The sequence below is a fragment of the Arthrobacter sp. KKT183 genome (genome assembly GCF_055657625.1).
On the sequence record NZ_CM145770.1, the window covers coordinates 3040520 to 3060450 of the forward strand.

Genomic DNA, 19931 nt, shown 5'->3' on the forward strand with positions numbered 1-19931 from the left:
ACTTCCACGTTGCACAGCGCTGGGCGCTGGGTAACGGTCCTCCCTTCGCTCGGGCTGTAGAAGCATTTTTCTTGTTTTGGCTGCTGTCCTGTCGGATTGTACGTGTCCGCTCCGCAAGCTCCGCCAGCAGCCAAAACAACGGGGGGAGAGGGGAAGCTGGCCGGTCACCTGAGCCGCCCCGCTATGGTCCGCGCCCGTACCCTTTCCAGCCGCTTGACACACATAGAAGCGTCGGGGGAACTAGCGCGCCAGCATCAACCGCTCAGCGCGCGGACCCAGCGTCCGCTCAAGCATGAGGCAGGCGGCTCCGACGGCCGCAACGTCGTCGCCGATCCCGGTGGAAACCACCTCCACCGGATGGATACTCCGCGCAGCCCGGAAGTCCAATAACGACGACGGCACCACCTCCAGGTACCGGTTCGCCAACGGCGCCCAGAACGGCCCGCCGAAGACCACGCGGTCGACGTCGAGCACGTTGGCGAGGACCGACACAGCGCGGGCCGTGCGCACGGCAGCAGTGGTGATGATGTCACAGGCGATCCTGTCCCCCGCCTCCGCCGCTGCACACAACCGCACGAGCCCGTCTGCCACATCGCCGCTGCGGTGCCGCTCAGTGCTCAGCACGCCGGCGCGCTCGGCTTCGCGCACGAGCGACTGCGGATCACACGTCACCGCAATGCAGCCGCGCATCCCGCAGGCGCACTCCGGGCCGTTGGGGTCCGTCACGATGTGCCCGATCTCCCCGGCATTGCCTGAGGTTCCGCGCAGCACCTCACCGTCCACCACTATGCCGCTGCCGATACCCGTGCCGATATAGACGAAGACGAAGCTCTGCGTGCTCCCGTGGCCGCCGCCCCAGATCTCCGCAACCGCTGCCGCCGTCACATCCTTCTCGACGAAGACCGGCATCTCGGTGGCCTCCGCGAGCGCATCCCGCAGCGGAACACGGTGCCAGCCCATCAGGAGGGGAGGGTCGACGACGGCGCCCGCCGGCTGATCGATCGGCCCCGGAGGTGCCACCCCGATTCCTTCGATGCGGGTCTGGTCCACGGATGACTCGGCGAGCAGGGCGCGTACCTCACCGGCGATCGCGTCAATGATCTGGCCCGGCTCGGTGCCAAGCGGCGTATCCCGAACCCGGCGGTGCAGCACCACTCCCATCAGGTCCATCAGCACCACCGTCATCAGCGCAGGGTCCAGGTGCACGCCGACCGCGTACCGGCCGGAGGGATTGATGCGCAGGATGGTCCGCGGCTTACCCGGTCCGCTGCCGGATTTGCCGGCCTCCACGATCAGTTCCTCGGAGAGCAGGCGCCGGGTGATGTTGGAGACGGCCTGCGGGGACAGGCCGATCAGCTCCACCAGCTCAACCCTGCTCAGGCCCTCGCTGGACCGGCGGACGGCATCGAGAATGACACTCTGGTTGAAGTCCCCCATGCGGGGAAGATTGGTGCCACGGCGCACGATCAGGCCTTTCGTCAGGGCGGCTGATGCACGATCCTACCGTTCCCCGTCAGCGGGACAACCGGCACATCGCTAGACTCGGCAGAACCTGCTGTACCAACGGTCTGCAATTTTGAACACAAGGGGACGAGTCTTGCGCGCAACCAGCGAGATCACTACTGCCGGGGGCACTGCCCTGGTGGTTGACTCGGACATCGACCTGCTCAACCAGATTGCCGGCGGCCTGCGCAGCGCCGGTTTCACCGTAGCCGCGCACAGCACAGTCAGCCCGGCCATCGAGGCGGCGCGGGAGCTCACGGCTGATGTCGCCGTCGTCGGTGCGGACATTGCACTGGAGTATCTGGCGACCATCGCCAAGGAAGCCGACCACCTGCTGCCGCGGAATATCCCGGTGGTGCTGACAGCGAAGTCGGCCGAGCAGGTGACGTCCCATCCCGAGCTGGCGATGCGCTCCAGCGATTACCTGCTGCTGCCGATTGCCTCCGAGGAGCTGCTGCACCGGGTCAATACCGCGATCCACCGTAACCGGCTTCGCGAAGAACGGCGGAATGAATCGGCGTTCCTGCGGGACCGGGTGCGGCGCATCTCCGACGACATCCGCCAGACCAACGAACCAGCGGACATGGTTGAACTGGCCTTGCAGGGAATCGGTGAAGCACTCGGCGCTGAGGACGTGACCCTTCATACCTTTGACGACGCCCGGGTTTCCTACGGTGGTGCCCGCTGGCAGCGCGGTGTCGGAAGCGCTCAACCGAATGACGTCAGTGAATTACTGGATGAACTGTGGGTGCTCGGGACTGAGCTGTGGCGTACCTCGGGTTCCCTCGCAGTGATCGCCGGGCAGCTCACTGAGGTTCCGGAGACGCTGCCCAAAATTCACGCCAGAATGGAGGGTTTCGACAGCAGCGGCCTGCTGCTGCCGATCGGCGAGGGCGCTACGCCGTTCGGCCTCCTATGGATCGTTGCAGACCGCGGCGCGCGCAAGTGGTCGGGTGCCGAGATCGCCCTGCTGCAACACCTGCTCGGAAACCTTGCCCACGGGATGATCCAGGGCCAGCTGATCGTCGGCCAGCAGCAGGTGGTGGACAGGCTGCGCGAACTGGATGCAGCCAAGAACGGTTTCGTGGCTACGGTGCACCACGAGCTGCGAACTCCTCTCTCCTCGATCCTCGGGTACGTTGAGCTGCTGCATGACGGCGACGGCGGTGATCTGCCCGCGCCGGCGGGGAAGATGCTGGAAATCATTGAACGCAACGGTCAGCGCCTGAGCAGCCTTGTGGAGAACGTCCTTGCTCTGTCAGTGCTCGACGCCGGTACGGAGCTCGGCGACGCGTCGATTGACCTGGTTCATCTGCTTGAGACGGTCACCGCCGACCTGCTGCCGCTCGCTACCAGAAAGAACGTCTCGATTCAGGTCCTGCCTACTGATCAGGCGCTGTATGTGAGTGGCATGTGGGCGCTGCTGGAGCGCGCTTTTGTGAATGTGCTGTCCAACGCCGTGAAATTCAGTCCCGACGGCGGGAAGGTCACCGTGAGCCTCGCAACCGAGAACGGGGCAGTGCAGGTGACGGTCGAAGACGCAGGCATGGGTATTCCAGCAGACGAGCTCCCCCAGCTGCTGACCCGCTTCTACCGCGCGACCAACTCGGTGGCCGCAGAGATTCCCGGTACTGGGCTGGGCCTGTCGATAGCTGCCGAAGCGGTGGAACGGCACGGCGGATCGCTGGTCATCCAGTCCGAGCTGGGCGAAGGAACCACGGTGGTCATCGAGTTGCCGCGATCATGAAAGGTTCATCCCATGGGTACTGACTCCTTCGAACGCACGGCCGTGGTGGTGGAGGATGATCCCGACATCCGCGAGCTTCTGGTGCTCACGCTTTCGATGGTGGGGTTCAACATCATCGAAACTGCGAGTGGAAGAGAAGCACTCGCCCTGGTGCGGGAACATAAACCGGACCTGGTGACCCTGGACCTGAACCTGCCGGATCTTGACGGCATGGAGGTCTGCCGCCAGCTGCGGCCGGAGACCGATGCCTACATTGTGATGATTACGGCCCGCGTCGAAGAAATTGAGCGGGTATTGGGCCTGGAGATCGGGGCAGACGACTTCATTATCAAGCCGTTCAGTCCGCGCGAGGTGCGGGCGAGGGTTGCGGCGATGTTCCGCCGTCCGCGGTCCTTCGTTGACGGCGGGTCGGGGTCACGGGAGGCTGTGTCACGCGACGCGGTGTCACGGGACGCGGCTGGAACTGAAGCCGCAGCGGGCAGCGCAGTTGACGGCGTCGTCGTTCATGGAAGTCTCTCGGTCGATGTTGAGGGAAGGGTGGCTCGGCTTGGGGGTGAGGAGCTGCCGCTGACCAAGATTGAGTTCGATCTCCTCGCAACGCTCATCACCGGATCCCGCCGGGTGTGGACCCGGGAGACCCTGCTTGAGCGTGTGTGGGGTGAGGGGTGGACGGACGATCATCACCTCGTGGAGGTGCACATCCGGAACCTCCGGAAGAAGCTCGGCGAGGACACCCGGGAGCCCCGGTTCATCAAGACCGTTCGGGGCGTGGGCTACCGGATGATCCCGGTGGAGTAGCACCTGGTGCGGGTGGCGCGTCCTCGGGCCCTGACAGCAACATGAGGAACCGCTCGGCTTCACCCGCGAGTGCCGGCAGGCAGCTCATTTCGCGGCCGCCGCGGAAGTCGGACAAGCACCGGTCCGCGACGTACTGCAGTCTCGGTGCTCCGACCATGGTGGCGCCAACGTTGAGGCTCAGGAGCGTACCCTCGGCGTCTTCGAGGTTCTTGGAGCTCTTTGACCGAAGATCCGCCTCAAGGTCCCGGATGCGCTTGGGCAGGAGCCGGGCAAAGTTGTCCCGGTAGCGGAGGGCATCGGCGAGGGTCGCCAGTTCCTCACCCAGTTGTGTGATGACTTCTGGACGGTGCACCGGCAGGTTTGCGGGAACACAGTTCTCAAGTGCTTCAGTCGATGCCGCGCCGGTCTGTGTGGGCACGCCGGATACTGCTGAGGTTCGTTTGTTCTTCAGCCAGGCCACCGCAGCACTTGCTCCCAACCCGTCAAAGAAGTCGACCTCCGGGCCGGCGAACGGTCCGGTCCGGAGGAGTCTTCCTCCACTGTGACCCATCCAGATCAAGCCACCATGCGCTTTTGGCCGAAGCTTTCCTCAAGAATGGTCAGATCCAGAGCAATCCGGGACCTGCTGCTGTGTTGAACTAGAGTCGTCAGGAATGCGGCGACTTGAAGCTGTAGTGAAGTCAGCGGGAGCAGAGGGAGGACGCGTAGATGGTCGGCACATCGCCCAAGCGGCCACCCACCGCGCAGGCCTTCGCCCTCGCCGAGCTGCGCCGCATGATCATCGCCGGTGAGGTCCAGCCCGGCGAGCCGCTGCGGCAGGACGCCCTCGCCGAACGGCTTGGAGTCAGCAGGGTTCCGCTGCGCGAGGCGTTCAAGATCCTCGAGGGGGAAGGGCAAATCGTCTACGAGCCGCACCGGGGTTTCAAGGTTGCCCGGCTCTCCCTCGCGGACCTCCTTGAGACGTACCGCATCCGGCAGCTCCTGGAGACTGAAGCTGCGTACGCCGCAGTGAAGCGCGCCGACGGGTCGGTACTGCAGGCGATGAAAGACGCCGCCCGCGAAGTCGAGGCAGCCAGCGCTGCAGCGGACATCCTGCCGATGACCGAAGCCAACCGCCGGTTTCACTTTGTGCTGCTTTCCGCCTCGGGGATGCCGCGGCTCGACCGGCTCATCCAGGTCCTCTGGGACGCCACTGATACCTACCGGTTTGTCTACTACGGCGTTCCGACCAACCGCCACCTCGTCGAGGAAGAGCACAACCTCATCATCGATGCTTTCGCTGACCGGGATGCCGACCGGCTGGTCAAACACCTGGATGATCACCGCGACCACGCCGTCAACGCGCTCCGGAAGTTCCTCGACGCAAAGTAAGAATCCGGGCCGGATACGCGAGTGTTCGTGGGCCAAAACGGCCCCGGCTCAGTAACATGTCACACTCTCGTAACACTCCTCCGAACCCCTCCCGCAACGAAGTTACCTCTGATAACTTCTCCTGTGTGACCGGGGTTACATTCCGTCCCGTTTTTGTATACAATCTCCAATAGCGCTTATTTCGATGACACCAACAACGACGACGCAAAGGGATCGCATTTCGTGGAGAACTGGCTAGGACTCACCGATCGGCGCGTGCTGATTGCAGGAGCCGGCGGCATTGGTGAAGCCTGCGCGGCTGCCTTCACCGCGGCTGGCGCCCGCGTGGTCGTCGCCGATATTGACGAGTCACGCCTGACGGCCCACGAGAACGGCCTCACCGCAGACTTCTCCACCGCCGAAGGCTGCGAGAACGCTGTACAGGCAACGGTCGAAGTACTCGGCGGCATCGACATCCTCCTCCACGCGGTCGGCATGAACCAGCGGGTCCCGGTCCTCGACACTGCGGACGAGGACTGGCAGCGCACCCTCGACATCAACCTCTCGAGCGCCTTCCGCCTCGGCAAATCCGCGGGCAAGCACATGGTCAGCGCAGGCTGGGGCCGCCAGATCTACTGCTCTTCAGTCTCGGGCCTCCTCGCCCATCCCGATCACGCCTCTTACGCGGCCAGCAAGGGCGGCATCAATCAGATGATGCGCGTCATGGCCCGCGAATGGGCCTCCAGCGGCGTGACCGTGAACGCCATAGCGCCCGGATACACCGAAACGGATCTCACCCGCACCCACCTGGACAAGCCGGGCGTCCGCGAACACTACACCTCGCTGGTTCCCGCCGGGCGGCTCGGCAGTGTCGATGACCTCACCGGCCCCGTGCTCTTCCTCGCCTCCGAGCAGGCCTCCTTTGTCACCGGGCATGTCCTCTACGTGGACGGAGGGCGGACCCTTGTCTAACCACTTCCCCCTCCTGAAGCCCGAGGACCTGTCATCGGACCAGCAGGACCTCTACGAGAAGATCACTGCCGGCCCGCGCGCCAACGGTCCGTTCCGGATCATGCACGACGACGGCACCCTCGCCGGCCCGTTCAACGCCCTCCTCTTCGCACCGGCAATCGGCAACGCGGTCCAGGAACTCGGCGCCGCGCTTCGATTCGGCGGCGAACTCCCCGACCGCACCCGGGAACTGGTGATCTGCGCTGTCGCGGCAGCCCTCAATTCCGAGTATGAGTGGTACGCGCACAGCCGGGCGGCCGTCGTCGTCGGCGTTTCAGCGGAGGAACTGAGCCAACTGCAAGCAGGCAGCGTCCCGGCGAGCGTCTCCGACAGCGAGGCTGCCGCCCTCGAGCTCACCCGCGAACTGGTGACGGAAGCCGGAGTGAATGAAACCATCCGCGCCACCGCACAGAAGCACTTCGGGCACAGCGGGCTCACCGAAATTTCAGTCCTCGTAGGGTACTACCGCACCCTCGCCGGACTGCTTGCCGTGGCTGACGTCCCAGCCCCGGCTGACACCGCTCCAGAGGAGGGGCACCAGCAGTGAAGATCACACCCATGAAAATCAACACCGCACCAAAAACCCAACACATATCAAGGGAGATATCCATGACCAGCACCTCGAACAAGGTCCGCGGATCGCGCATCGCTGCCGCCGCACTCCTTGCACCGGCACTGTTCCTGAGCGCCTGCGGAAGCCCGGCACCCAGCGGAGGAGGTGACGGCGGCGGCGCGGACAGCGGCGAAGGCGGCACCCTGTCCATCGCAACCGGCGGCACCGGCGGCGTCTACTACCCGCTGGGCGGCGGTTTCGCAACCGTCATCCGCGAGAACGTTGAGGGCTACGACGCCACGGTCCAGGAGACCAACGCGTCGGTAGACAACATCCTGCTGCTCGAAAGCGGGGCCGCTGACCTTGCCCTTGCCGTGGGTGACGTCGTTGCGGATGCCGTTGAAGGCGTCAATGACTTCGAGGGCAAGGCCCAGGAGATCTGCTCGCTCGGCAACGTCTACAACAACTTCCTGCAGCCCGTCACGGTTGAGGGCACCGGAATCCAGAGTGTCGAGGACATGAAGGGCAAGGTCGTCTCCGTGGGAGCACCGGGTTCGGCTACCGAGGTTGCCGCAATCCGTACCCTGGAGGCAGCCGGACTGGATCCCGAAGCTGACATCGACCGCCGCCAGCTCGGGGTTGCCGAAACAGTGGCAGCCCTGCGTGACGGCACCATCGACGCCGGTTTCTGGTCAGGCGGACTGCCCACCGGTGCGCTGATCGACCTCGCGGCCGACGGCGACATGGTGATCGTGCCCATCGGAGAGTACGCAGCTCCGATGGCCGAGGAATACGGCGAGTACTACGTCGAGCAGGAAATCCCCGCCGAAACCTACGAGGGACAGACCGAGCCGATCTCCGTGATCGCCTCGCCGAACATCCTTGTTGCTCCGTCCAGCATGGATGAGCAGCTCCAGGAGGACATCACCACCGCCCTCTTCGAAAACAAGGACCAGCTCATCCAGGTGCACCCCGCCGCGGAAGAGATGGACGCCGCCACCGCCGGTGACGTGCCCTTCGTCGAGACCTGCCCAGGCGCCCAGGCGTACTACGACCAGGCCGGCTGAGGCTGACCGGACATGCGTAAGCTCGCCGTCGTCGTTGCCGTGTTGGTGTGCCTTGGCACACTGGCCGGCGTGACCGCCGGAAATGCTGGCCCCACCCAGCGTTTCCTGACAGTGACGAACGACGACGGCGAGCTTGCCCGTGTGCCCCTTGACGGGGGCACCTTCGCGGTGAGCTACCGCAATTCGATCTACCAGACCCTCGCCGAGGAACGCTACGAGGTGCAGCCGGACGGTTCCTACCGCCTGGTGCAGATAGCGGCTGACCAGCTCGCTGTCCTCGAGGAGTACTACGGCGTCCCCGATGCCCCTACAGCCGCCGGTCCGTCCGACCGACGCAACTACGTTGTACCGCCGAACCCTGAGCGTCCGGTGGTCTTTGACACCCTCTCAATCGCTGCCACCGATCTGGGGCAGCGAACCCTCCACGTCCCCGGAGAGCCGCCGGTGGAACTGTGGCCGCTGGTGGGGAACGCCAATCCGTTTGTTGTGCTAGATATCAAGGAGACCCAATGACCGAGCGACCTGACGGCAACGGAGCCGTAGCTGCGCATAAGTCACCACCGTCCGAGGATCAACCGCCCGGCGAGAAGCACGGCCATGGGGAGAAACACGGCAAAGGCTCCCACCGGGCTGTCCACAGCAGGGTTGCCGACGAAAAGTTCAACGGCTCCCCCGATCCTTACAAGGACACGGACGGCAAGTTCGACGAAGAAGCGCTGATTGCCGAGTTCGAGGCGGAGAAGCCCGCCCGGCACCTCACCGGTACACCGGCAGCCATCATCAAGGCAGTGGGCGTCGCGCTGTCCGTCTTCGGCCTGTACTGGGTGTTCAATCCCATGGCCACCCAGTTCTACCTGCCGGCGTTCCTGATGATCGGCCTGTCGATGACGTTCCTCGTCTACCGCGGTTGGGGCCGGTCGGACAAAGACAAGGCGGCCGGCAAGAGCGACAACCCGCACATTCTGGACTGGGCGCTGGCGATCATCGCCGTCGTCCCGTTTGCCTACATCATTTCCGACTGGGATGCCTTCTTCCGCCGGGCAATCATCCCCACCTACCTCGACCTCATCATGGGCACCATCGCCATCCTCGTAGTGCTGGAAGCCTGCCGGCGGACGGTGGGCATCCTGGTGCCGATCGTCGTGGCCGGGTTCTTCGCCTACGCCTACTTCGGTCCGTATATTCCGGATCCGTTCCAGACGTCGTCGTTCGGGTGGATCCGCCTCGTGGGCCACAACGTGATGGGAACGCAGGGCATCTTCGGTGTTCCAACGGACGTGGCGGCGACGTACATCATCCTGTTCACTATCTACGGCGCCGTGCTGACGGCGTCGGGAGCCACCAAGTTCTTCATCGACCTGTCCTTCTCGGCGTTCGGCCAGTCCAAGTCCGGCCCGGGACGTACTGTCACGCTGGCGGGTTTCCTGCTCGGTACGGTGTCAGGTTCCGGTGTTGCCACCACGGTGACCCTCGGTGGTATTTCCTGGCCGCTGCTGAAGAAGGCGGGATATCCGAAGGAACACGGTGGTGCAGTCCTGGCTGCTGCCGGCATCGGCGCGATCATGTCTCCGCCGACCCTGGGCGCTGCGGCGTTCATCATTGCCGCGCTGCTGAACGTCTCCTACCTCGAGGTGTTGATCTGGGCGACCATCCCGACCCTCCTCTACTACCTCGGCATCATCCTCGCTATCGAGATGGACGCCCGGCGGTTCAAGACCCAGCCGGTGGACATGGAAACCCAGAAGGCCGGCAAACTGCTGCTGCGCTTCGGCTACCACTTCAGCTCGCTGATCGCGATCGTGGTGTTCATGGCTACCGGAATGACTCCGTTCCGTGCGGTGGTCTACGCGACAATCCTTGCGTTCCTGCTCAGTTTCCTGGACCGGCAGTCCTGGATGACCCCCAAGCGCATCTGGGATGCGCTGGCCACCGGCGCCACCGGCGCCCTCTCGGTCATCCCGGTGATGGCGGCGGCCGGCCTGATCGTGGGCATCATGACGCTCACCGGGCTGGGCCTGAAGCTCGCAAACATCATTGTGGACTTCGCCGGCGGCAGCCTGTTCCTGACGGCGTTGTTCTCGGCGATCTCGGTGATCCTGCTGGGCCTCGCGGTTCCGGTGACGGCGAGTTTCATCATCTCGTGGGTCATCATTGGCCCGGCGCTGCAGGATGTCGGCGTTCCAGCCTTCGCCGCCGCGATGTTCATCTTCTACTACTCCGTACTCAGCGAAGTGTCGCCCCCGACCGCGCTCTCCCCGTTCGCGGCGTCGGCCATTACCGGCGGCAAGCCGATCAAGACCATGTGGCTCACCTGGCGGTACACGCTCTCTGCGTTCCTGGTTCCGTTCATCTTCGTGCTCACCGGCCCGGGTATCGGCCTGCTGATGCAGGGCGGATTCGGGACCGTGCTCATGGCCCTGGTGGTCTCGACCATCGCCGTAGCGGCCCTGGCCGTAGCAACCGGCGGCTGGATCATGGGCCCGGCCAACTGGCTTGAGCGCCTGCTCATCGGCGTCGGCTCGCTGCCGATGCTGGTGATGGAGCCGATGTACCTGATCGTCGGCGGCGCGCTGATCGCCCTCGGCCTGGTGATGCATGTGGTCCGGATGAAGCGGCACCCGCATGACGATTCGACCACGCCGGAACGTTCAGGGACCGACCGCTCACGGACGGCTGAATCGACCTCGTGAACCTACCGTCCTCCGGGCGGCCTGTAACCACCCTGTTGCAGGCCGTCTCGGTCACTACCACCGGGGTACTGCCGGCGTTCCTTCTGGGCGCGCTGGCGGTGCAGATCCGCGACGACCTCGACCTGGGGCCGGCGCAGATGGGCATCGCAGCAGCAACGCTGTTTGCGGTCTCCGGAACCCTCGCCCGCCCGCTTGGAGGAGTTGTCCAGCGGGTGGGAGCAGGGCGGGGCATGGTCTTCTCGGCCATTCTCGCGACCGTGGCGTTGGCAGGCGCCGGTGCAGCACCGTCATTTCCCGTTTTGGTGGCGGCGCTGTTCATCGGTGGCCTTGCCAACGCCATGGCCCAGCCCTCGGCAAACCTCGGCATTTCCCGCAGCATCGGCAGCAACCGGCTGGGCTTGGCGTTCGGCGTGAAGCAGTCGTCCATCCCAATGGCGTCGCTGCTGGGCGGCCTTGCCGTTCCGGGCATAGCGCTGGTGCTCGGCTGGCGGTACGCGTTCTTCTTCGGTGCCGGGCTGGCGCTATGCCTGGCGGTCTGGGCCTTCTTCCGCGGGCAGGCACCACTGACAACGACGACGGCGGCCGGCCACCCGGAGGATCGCGGCACCCCGCGTGCCGGGCTGGTTGTCCTGACGATCGGCGCGGGCCTCGCTGCCGCAGCCGCCACCTCGCTCGGTGTGTTCCTCGTGGACTCGATGGTGCAGTCGGGCATTGAACCGAGCACCGCCGGGTTCATCTTCGCGGCAGCCGCGGTGGTGGGCCTCAGCATCAGAATCCTCCTCGGTGCGCTCATGGACAAGATGCCCACCCGCAGCCCCTACGTACTGATCGCCAATCTGCTGGTGGCCGGCGTCGTCGGCTATCTCATGCTCAGTGTCGGCTCCACAGCACTGATGGTGACCGGCACACTCCTTGCCTATAGCGCAGGCTGGACCTGGCCGGGACTGCTGCACTTCGCCGTCGTGCGCGATAACCGGCAGGCAGCAGCGTCCGCGACCGGCGTTGTGCAGACCGGGCTTTCACTCGGGGCTGCCGGCGGGCCGCTGCTGTTCGGGCTGCTGGTGAGTGCCACGTCGTATTCCACTGCCTGGGTGGTGGCCGGCATTGTTGCGCTGGCTGCTGCCATCACGTTCCGCATCGGGCGGAGGATGATTCGCCGGGCACGCGGCGTGTCGGTCTTCACGCTGCGGCGCCCATTTTCGAACCCTGTTAAGGAGACTTCATGACAGCCACACGCTATGCGGTGATCGGCGGCGGCATTCTGGGGACCGCCGTCGCGCGCCGGCTGCTTCAGCAGCAGCCGGATGCTTCGGTGACCGTGCTCGAGAAGGAAGATTCGCTTGCCGCCCACCAGACCGGACGGAACTCGGGCGTGGTCCATGCCGGGCTGTATTACGCGCCCGGGTCCCTGAAGGCGAAACTGTGCCGACGCGGCGTGGAACTGTTGAAGGAGTACTGCGCCTCGAAGGACCTGGCGTATGACGAGATCGGGAAGGTGCTTGTCGCCCGGAACGCGGTGGAGGAATCGCGGCTGGGTGACATCATGACCCGCGCCCAGGCCAACGGCGTCCCGGGCGTGCGGATCATCAACCGCGCAGAGCTGCGCGAACTTGAGCCGCACGTTGAGGGAGTGGGCGGGCTGCACTCCCCGCACACAGCGATTGTGGACTACGGCGCGGTGACCCGCTCCTTCGCGGAAGACGTGGTTGCGGCCGGCGGCACCGTGCACACCGGGTTTGAGGTCACCGGCATCACCCAGCGCGGGAAAGAGACGCTGGTGACCGGGACCCACAACGGGACGGACACCTGGGACATCTTTGACTCGGTCATCATTTGCGCCGGGCTGCAGGCGGACCGCGTGGCCGGGCTGGCCGGTGACCGTGAGGACCCGAAGATTGTGCCGTTCCGCGGTGAGTACTACCTGCTGAAGCCTTCAAAGCGTTCACTGGTGCAAGGGCTCGTGTACCCGGTGCCGGACCCCCGCTATCCGTTCCTCGGCGTGCACCTCACCCCGCGGACGGACGGCGAGGTCATGGTGGGACCCAACGCGGTGCTGGCCCTGGCCCGTGAGGCCTACGGCTGGGGCACCGTGTCCCCGCGCGACCTCGGCGACGCCGTGGGTTACCCCGGTTTCCGGGCCTTCGCGAAGCAGCACTGGAAGACGGGCGCCGTCGAAATGGTGGGGTCGCTGAGCAAGCGCCGCTTCGTGAACGAGGCACGCAAGTACGTGCCGGAGCTGACCGTCGACGACGTCGTTCCCGGGCCAAGCGGCATCCGCGCCCAGGCACTGGACCGCGACGGTTCGCTGGTGGACGACTTCCGCATTTCCCACCATGGATCGGTGCTGGCGGTGCGGAATGCACCCTCGCCGGCCGCGACCTCCTCGCTCGCCATTGCCGAGCACATTGTTTCGATCGTCCTTGATTCCGACAGTAAGGAAGTTGCATGACGCACTTGAAGAAGGGGCTCTGGGGTGTGCTGGCTACGCCGTTCACCGGGCCGTCGTTCGACGTCGACACCGGGTCACTCAAGCGGGAGGTGGAGCTCTACACCCACATTCCGGCCACCGGCATGGTGGTGCTCGGCGTGTTCGGTGAGGGCGGCACGCTGGATACCCGTGAGCAGGCCCTGACGGTCTCGACGGTTGCTGAAGCCGCTGAGGAGACTCCGCTGATTGTTGGGTTATCCGCGCGCAGTACTGCTGTGGCGATTGAGCAGGCGCGGACCGCGGTGGAGTCTGCGGGGCCCAATTTGGCGTCGCTCATGGTGCAGGCGAATACGCCGAACCCGGACCTGCTGACCGCGCACTTCGCTGCCATCCATGAGGCAACCGGCGCGGACATCGTGCTGCAGGACTACCCCGTGGCCTCCGGAGTAAAGATCAGCACCGCGCAGATTCTCGCCGTCGTCGAGCGTTGCCCGTTCATCTCGGCCATCAAGTCCGAGGCACCGCCCACGGCTGCGGCGATTGCCCAGCTGACGCGCGCCACGGACGTGCCGGTGTTCGGTGGACTTGGCGGTGTCGGCCTGATCGATGAGCTCGCGGCCGGTGCCGCCGGCGCGATGACCGGCTTTTCCCACCCGGAAGCGCTGCAGCTTGCCATCAAAGCGAATCGCGACGGCGGCTTCCGTGCCGCCCGCGACGTCTTTGCGCCGTGGTTGCCGCTGGCGAACTTTGAGGGTCAGCCCGGAATTGGGCTGGCCCTGCGCAAGGAGATCCTTAAGCGGCGCGGCATCATCGCCGAAGCACTGGTCCGCCCGCCGGCGCCCACGCTGCCTGCTGAACTGGCCGACATGATCGACGCACACCTCGATGCTGTGAAGGAGCTCGCATAAATGGACATGGGTCTCAAGGGGAAAAACGTTCTGGTACCGGGGTCGAGCTCCGGGATCGGGCTGGCCATCGCCCAGGCGCTGGCCGCGGAGGGCGCCAACGTGGTGCTCGCCGCCCGCCGCGAGGACGTGGTGCAGGCCGAGGCAGGAAAGCTGCCGTCCGCCGTCGGAATCGGGATGGATTTGACGCTCGACGGTGCGCCGGAGCGGCTGGTTGCCGCGGCGGAGAAGGCGTTCGGGCCCGTCGACGTGCTGATTCTGAACAGCGGCGGGCCGCCGCCCGGTGGCGCCGCTGATGTGTCGGATGAGCAGACGCTGGCCGCCGTGAACCAGCTGCTGCTGCAGCACATCCGGCTGACCAACCTGGTGCTGCCCGGGATGCGGGAGCGGGGCTGGGGGCGCATTGTCGCCGTCGGCTCCTCCGGCGTGCAGAGTCCGTTGCCCAACCTGGCGCTGTCCAACATCGGCCGTGCCGGACTCGCCGGGTACCTGAAGACGCTCGCCGGCGAGGTTGCGAAGGATGGCCTCACGGTGAATATGGTGCTGCCGGGCCGGATCGACACCCACCGCGTGGCGTCTCTGGACGCCGGCGCCGCGAAACGCACGGGCAAGACGCCCGAGGAGGCCCGGGCCTCGTCCGAGGCCACCATCCCCGCCGGAAGGTACGGCAAGCCGGAGGAATTCGGCGCAGTCGTCGCCTTCCTGGCAAGTGAGCCGGCCGGCTACGTGACCGGTGAACAGATCCGCTGCGACGGCGGACTGGTAAGGAGCTACTGATGATGAACCACACACTGCACCTCTGCTCTGTCTCTGAGGGCCAGGAGGAAATCCCCGCCGTGGTGCACCCGCAGCGCGGACTGGCGCTGGTCCGGGACCTGATGCCCAGCTTCACCGGCGATATTTGGGACGTCCTGGTCGAGGAACTGCTCGATCAGCTTGAGGCCGCGGCCAATGAAGCGAACGACGACGTTTTCCGGGACCCGGAGAGCGTCACCTATGGCGCGCCCTACCGGCACCCGCGGATGCTGTGGGGCATCGGGCTGAACTACGTGGAGCACGCCTCGGACCTGTCCGAGGGTGTGCCGGAGGAGCCGGCGTCGTTCATCAAGGGCGACCACACCATCATCGGGCCCGGGGAGGACATCCCCATCCCGTCGCAGAGCGAGCGGACCACCGCCGAGGGGGAGGTCGCCGTCGTCATCGGGCGGTACTGCCGAAATGTGGAGGTGGAGGACGCGCTGGACTATGTGGCCGGCGTCGTGCCAGTGCTGGACCAGACGGCCGAGGACATCCTGCAGCGGAATCCGCGGTTCCTGACGCGGTCCAAGAACTTTCCCGGTTTCTTCTCGTTCGGGCCGCGGATTGTGCCGCTGGCCGAGGCGGTGGGTGACGGGATGCTCGCGGACATGGAGGTGTCCACGGTGGTGAACGGCGAGGTGCTGCGGACCAACACCGTGGCGCACATGCGGTACAGCCCCGAGTACCTGATCAGTTTCCACTCGAAGGTGATGCCGCTGTTCCCGGGCGACATCATCTCCACAGGTACGCCGGGCGCGATCCACATCAAGCCCGGGGACGTTGCTGAGGCGCGGGTGGCGCGCGTGGGCACGTTGACCAACCCCGTGACGCAAGGACCCTGAGTTACAAGAGCACCACCATCGAGGGGGCGCTGAGAACGGATTTCCGGCAGGAAGCACGTAGCCAGCGCCCACTCGATGCACCAAAAGTAAGGAGATGACGATGGGCACGTCTGGATCTGGCCCTCTCGAGGGTGTTCGGGTAGCCGACTTTTCCCGTGTTCTTGCGGGACCGTATGCGTCGATGATGCTCGCCGATTTCGGAGCGGACGTCATCAAGGTGGAGAGCCCTGCCGGGGATGACACCCGGTCCTGGACGCCGCCGGTCGACGAGCACGGCGTCGGCACGTACTTCTCGAGCGTGAACCGGAACAAGCGCTCGGTGGTGTGTGACCTGCGGACTGAGGACGGGCTGGCGCGCGCGAAGGAACTGGCTCTGGGCTCCGACGTGATCATCGAGAACTTCCGGCCCGGCGTGATGAAGAAGTTCGGCCTGGACTACGAGACGCTGCTCGCCCTGAAACCCGACCTCATCTACTGCTCCATCACCGGGTTCGGTTCGACGGCGGGAGCCCACCTTCCGGGGTATGACCTCTTGGTGCAGGCCGTCGGCGGGCTGATGAGCGTGACCGGTTCGCTGGATTCGGAGCCGAGCAAGGTGGGCGTGGCGCTGGTCGACGTGGTCACCGGGCAGAACGCGGCGCTCGGGATTCTCGCGGCGCTGCGGCACAAGGACGCGACCGGGCAGGGCCAGCGGATCGACGTGAACCTGTTGTCGTCGCTGCTGGCGGGGCTGGTGAACCAGGCGTCGAGCACGCTGGCTACCGGCGAGGCACCGCAGCGGATGGGCAACGCGCATCCGTCGATCGCGCCGTATGAGACGCTGGCCACCGCGGACGGGCCGCTGGCCGTGGCTGTCGGGACGGACCGGCAGTTCGCCTCACTGGTGCGGGTTCTCGGGGTGCCTGAGATGTCGTCCGATCCACGCTTCGAGACCAACACCCAGCGCGTGGCCCACCGCGATGAGCTGAAGGCGCGCCTCGAGGAGCAGCTCGCCAAGCGTCCCGCGGCCGAGTGGTCCGCCGTCCTGTCGAAGGAGGGCGTACCGGCCGGGAAAGTGAACTCCATTGTGGAGGCGCTGGACCTGGCCAAGGAGCTGGGACTTGAACCCGCCGTCGAAATGGCCGACGACGCCGGCCCGCGCACCAGCCACCAGGTCGCCAATCCGATCCACCTCTCTGAGACTCCTGCGAGCTACCGGCGACTGCCGCCGCTGCTCGGCGAACACAACGATGCGACGTTCGCGGCGCTCTCGACCACCACTACCTCTCACTGAAAGTACGTAGAACCATGACTGTTGACCTTCTGTCCATCGACTCGCTCCTGTCGCAGGAGGAGATTGACCTCCGCTCCACAGTCCGTTCCTTTGTGGATAACGAGATCAAGCCGAACATCGCCGAGTGGTATGACAACGCGGTATTCCCGCTGGAGATCGTGCCGAAGATGGCTGAGCTGGGGCTCCTCGGGATGCACATCAAGGGGTACGGCTGCCCGGGCCGCAGCTCGGTGGAGTACGGGTTGGCGGCGCTGGAGCTTGAGGCGGGCGATTCCGGCCTACGTACCTTCGTGAGTGTGCAAGGGTCGCTGGCGATGAGTGCGCTGGCCAAGCACGGCTCGGAGGAGCAGAAGAACGAGTGGCTGCCGAAGATGGCTGCCGGTGAAGCTATCGGTTGCTTCGGGCTGACGGAGCCGACGGCGGGATCAGATCCGGGCTCGATGGCCACCTTTGCGCGTCGTGACGGTTCCGACTGGGTTATCTCCGGCGCCAAGCGCTGGATCGGGTTGGCTTCGGTGGCGCAGGTGGCGATCATCTGGGCCATGACCGACGACGGCGTCCGCGGCTTTGTGGTTCCCACTGACACTCCGGGGTTCACGGCGACCCCGATTACGCAGAAGCTGTCGATGCGCGCCTCCATCCAGTGCGACATTTCGCTGGAGGACGTGCGGCTGCCGGAGTCGGCGATGCTGCCGAAGGCCAAGGGGCTGCGCGGCCCGTTCGAGTGCCTGAACGAGGCGCGGTACGGCATCATCTGGGGCGCGATGGGTGCGGCGCGTGACAGCTACGAGGCGGCGCTCGAGTATTCGAAGGAGCGCATGCAGTTCGGCAAGCCGTTGTCCGGGTACCAGCTGACGCAGCAGAAGCTGGTGAACATGGCGTTGGAGATCAACAAGGGGATGCTGCTGGCGCTGCAGGTGGGCCGGCTGAAGGATGCCGGGACGCTGGAGCCGTACCAGATCTCCGTGGGCAAACTGAACAACTGCCGCGAGGCAATTGAGATTTGCCGGGACGCCCGGGCGATGCTTGGCGGCAACGGCGTCACGCTGGACTACTCGCCGCTGCGGCACGCGAACAACCTGGAGAGTGTGCGCACGTACGAGGGAACCGACGAGGTGCACACCCTGATCCTGGGCAACCACATCACCGGGACGCCTGCGTTCCGATGAGCGACTCCTCCCCCGAACCGACCGGCCTCCGCCGTGGCCTCACGAGCTACGGGGACGCCGAGTTCTCGCTGTTCCTGAGGAAGGCGTTCATCAAGGGCGCCGGGTATTCGGATGATGCGCTCGACCGGACCGTCGTCGGAATTGTGAACACCGGCAGCGGCTATAACCCGTGCCACGGCAACATGCCGGCACTGGTGGAGGCCGTGAAGCGCGGCGTGATGCTCGCCGGTGGACTGCCGGTGGAGTTCCCGACCATCTCGGTGCACGAGAGCTTCTCCTCCCCCACCAGCATGTTCCTGCGAAACCTGATGTCGATGGACACGGAGGAGATGATCCGCGCGCAGCCGATGGACGCCGTCGTGCTCATTGGCGGGTGCGACAAGACGGTGCCGGCGCAGCTGATGGGTGCGGCGTCGGCGGGGGTGCCGGCGATATCGCTGGTCACCGGGTCGATGCTGACCGGCGGATACAAGGGCGAGCGGGTCGGTGCGTGCACGGATTGCCGCGCGTTCTGGGGCCGATACCGTGCGCAGGAGATTTCAAAGCCAGAGATCGACGACGTCAACTCGCGTCTGGTGGGCAGCGTCGGCACCTGCTCGGTGATGGGGACGGCGAGCACCATGGCGTGCATTGCCGAGGCGATGGGGATTGCGTTGCCCGGGTCTGCGTCGGCGCCGGCGGTGACGGCGGACCGGGTGCGGATTGCCGAGGCTACCGGGACGCAGGCTGTGGCTCTGGCTACTGCTGGCGCTGCTCCGTCGTCGATCCTGACTCCGGCTGCTTTTGAGAATGGTCTGCGGATGCTGCTGGCTATCGGTGGTTCGACGAACGCGATTATTCACCTGACCGCTGTGGCTGGACGGCTGGGCATCAAGCTGTCGCTGGATGAGCTGGACCGGATGAGTGCCGAGACGCCGGTGCTGGTAGACCTGAAGCCGTCGGGCAGGTACTACATGGAGGACTTTCACCGTGCCGGTGGTGTTCCTGCTGTGCTGCGTGAGCTGGGTTCGCTGGTCAACCGCGATGTGTTGACCGTGACCGGCCGAACTCTTGGAGAGGAGATTGACGACGCCGGTCCCGGCTTCCCGCAGGACATCATCCGTCCGCTGTCGGACCCGATCTATCCGCAGGGCAGTTTGGCTGTGCTGCGTGGGAATCTGGCCCCGGGTGGGGCGATCATCAAGCAGGCTGCGGTGTCACCTGCGTTGCTCGAGCACTCCGGGCGCGCGGTGGTGTTCGAGAACGCCGCAGACCTTGCAGCGCGAATCGATGATCCTGATCTTGAGGTGACCGCGGATTCCGTACTGGTGCTGAAGAACATCGGGCCCGTGGGGAATCCGGGTATGCCTGAGGCTGGCTACTTGCCGATCCCGAAGAAGCTCGCTTCGCAGGGCGTGAAGGACATGGTGCGGATCTCGGACGGCCGGATGTCCGGCACTGCGGCCGGTGCGGTGGTGCTGCATGTGACGCCGGAGTCGGCCGTGGGTGGGCCTCTGCGGTTGGTGCGGACTGGGGACACGATCTCGTTGAGTGTGAGCCGCCGGTTGGTGCAGCTGGAGGTTTCTGATGAAGAGCTGAAGCGGCGTGAGGCGGAACTTGGGCCTGCTTCGCCGCTGGTTCCGGAGCGGGGCTACCGGCGCTTATACGTTCAAGAGGTCACCCAAGCAGACGAGGGTTGTGACTTCCGCTTCCTGCGGCTCTACCCCCGCGTGTCGGATGGATAGCATTGGTCGAGTAGGTTTGTTTTGAGAACTGCGGGTGCCCGGTAACCCGCTCCTATGAAAGGTCTTCTCGCCG

At 65.4% G+C, this 19931-nt stretch carries 18 protein-coding genes; 16 read left to right on the plus strand and 2 right to left on the minus strand.

The genetic code is table 11. The annotated features are described in order from the left end of the window. Nucleotides 1–240: 240 nt before the first annotated feature. On the minus strand, nt 241–1437 hold the full coding sequence (locus ACZ2GY_RS14415; RefSeq protein ID WP_277357449.1) for an ROK family protein: 1197 nt from the start codon (nt 1435–1437) through the stop codon (nt 241–243). 160 nt (nt 1438–1597) lie between these two features. Between ACZ2GY_RS14415 and ACZ2GY_RS14420 the strand changes: the two genes are divergently transcribed. Next, on the plus strand, nt 1598–3250 hold the full coding sequence (locus ACZ2GY_RS14420; protein WP_471672215.1) for a sensor histidine kinase: 1653 nt from the start codon (nt 1598–1600) through the stop codon (nt 3248–3250). 12 nt (nt 3251–3262) lie between these two features. After that, entirely contained in the window at nt 3263–4048 is a 786-nt protein-coding gene (locus ACZ2GY_RS14425) for a response regulator transcription factor (RefSeq protein ID WP_346027416.1), read from the plus strand. On the opposite strand, the gene ACZ2GY_RS14430 is transcribed toward ACZ2GY_RS14425, so the two are convergent. After that, nucleotides 4002–4598, minus strand: a complete 597-nt coding sequence (locus tag ACZ2GY_RS14430) for a hypothetical protein (RefSeq protein WP_471672216.1) — start codon at nt 4596–4598, stop codon at nt 4002–4004. The genes ACZ2GY_RS14425 and ACZ2GY_RS14430 overlap by 47 nt on opposite strands. Before the next feature lie 158 nt (nt 4599–4756). Here ACZ2GY_RS14430 and ACZ2GY_RS14435 point away from each other — a divergent pair, with 158 nt between their 5' ends. The 14 genes from ACZ2GY_RS14435 to ACZ2GY_RS14500 all read left to right on the plus strand — a co-directional run bounded on the left by ACZ2GY_RS14435 (nt 4757) and on the right by ACZ2GY_RS14500 (nt 19858). After that, nucleotides 4757–5419: a GntR family transcriptional regulator gene (locus ACZ2GY_RS14435; protein WP_471672217.1), complete on the plus strand. Its 663-nt coding sequence runs from the start codon at nt 4757–4759 to the stop codon at nt 5417–5419. 222 nt (nt 5420–5641) lie between these two features. Further along, the gene (locus ACZ2GY_RS14440) at nt 5642–6370 is read left to right on the plus strand and encodes an SDR family NAD(P)-dependent oxidoreductase (RefSeq protein ID WP_471672218.1); all 729 of its coding nucleotides are present in this window, start codon (nt 5642–5644) and stop codon (nt 6368–6370) included. Further along, nucleotides 6363–6956: a carboxymuconolactone decarboxylase family protein gene (locus ACZ2GY_RS14445; RefSeq protein WP_471672219.1), complete on the plus strand. Its 594-nt coding sequence runs from the start codon at nt 6363–6365 to the stop codon at nt 6954–6956. The genes ACZ2GY_RS14440 and ACZ2GY_RS14445 overlap by 8 nt, the downstream gene beginning before the upstream one ends. A 62-nt stretch (nt 6957–7018) precedes the next feature. After that, nucleotides 7019–8029 (plus strand): TAXI family TRAP transporter solute-binding subunit, encoded by a 1011-nt coding sequence (locus ACZ2GY_RS14450; protein WP_346027420.1) that lies wholly within the window; start codon nt 7019–7021, stop codon nt 8027–8029. 12 nt (nt 8030–8041) lie between these two features. After that, entirely contained in the window at nt 8042–8542 is a 501-nt protein-coding gene (locus ACZ2GY_RS14455; RefSeq protein ID WP_471672220.1) for a hypothetical protein, read from the plus strand. Further along, a complete protein-coding gene (locus tag ACZ2GY_RS14460) occupies nt 8539–10719 on the plus strand; it encodes a TRAP transporter permease (RefSeq protein ID WP_277357457.1) in 2181 nt (726 codons plus the stop codon). Before ACZ2GY_RS14455 ends, ACZ2GY_RS14460 begins: the two co-directional genes overlap by 4 nt. Next, entirely contained in the window at nt 10716–11945 is a 1230-nt protein-coding gene (locus ACZ2GY_RS14465) for an MFS transporter (protein ID WP_471672221.1), read from the plus strand. The genes ACZ2GY_RS14460 and ACZ2GY_RS14465 overlap by 4 nt, the downstream gene beginning before the upstream one ends. Then, nucleotides 11942–13168, plus strand: coding sequence for an L-2-hydroxyglutarate oxidase (gene lhgO / locus ACZ2GY_RS14470; protein WP_471672222.1), 1227 nt, complete (start codon nt 11942–11944; stop codon nt 13166–13168). The genes ACZ2GY_RS14465 and lhgO overlap by 4 nt, the downstream gene beginning before the upstream one ends. Next, nucleotides 13165–14055 (plus strand): dihydrodipicolinate synthase family protein, encoded by an 891-nt coding sequence (locus ACZ2GY_RS14475; protein ID WP_471672223.1) that lies wholly within the window; start codon nt 13165–13167, stop codon nt 14053–14055. The genes lhgO and ACZ2GY_RS14475 overlap by 4 nt, the downstream gene beginning before the upstream one ends. Then, entirely contained in the window at nt 14056–14829 is a 774-nt protein-coding gene (locus ACZ2GY_RS14480) for an SDR family oxidoreductase (RefSeq protein WP_471672224.1), read from the plus strand. Next, entirely contained in the window at nt 14829–15692 is an 864-nt protein-coding gene (locus ACZ2GY_RS14485) for a fumarylacetoacetate hydrolase family protein (RefSeq protein ID WP_471672225.1), read from the plus strand. Before ACZ2GY_RS14480 ends, ACZ2GY_RS14485 begins: the two co-directional genes overlap by 1 nt. Nucleotides 15693–15792: 100 nt before the next feature. Then, on the plus strand, nt 15793–16965 hold the full coding sequence (locus tag ACZ2GY_RS14490; protein ID WP_471672226.1) for a CaiB/BaiF CoA transferase family protein: 1173 nt from the start codon (nt 15793–15795) through the stop codon (nt 16963–16965). 14 nt (nt 16966–16979) lie between these two features. Further along, nucleotides 16980–18134, plus strand: coding sequence for an acyl-CoA dehydrogenase family protein (locus tag ACZ2GY_RS14495; protein ID WP_471672227.1), 1155 nt, complete (start codon nt 16980–16982; stop codon nt 18132–18134). Continuing rightward, entirely contained in the window at nt 18131–19858 is a 1728-nt protein-coding gene (locus ACZ2GY_RS14500) for an IlvD/Edd family dehydratase (protein ID WP_471672228.1), read from the plus strand. Before ACZ2GY_RS14495 ends, ACZ2GY_RS14500 begins: the two co-directional genes overlap by 4 nt. Nucleotides 19859–19931: the final 73 nt, after the last annotated feature.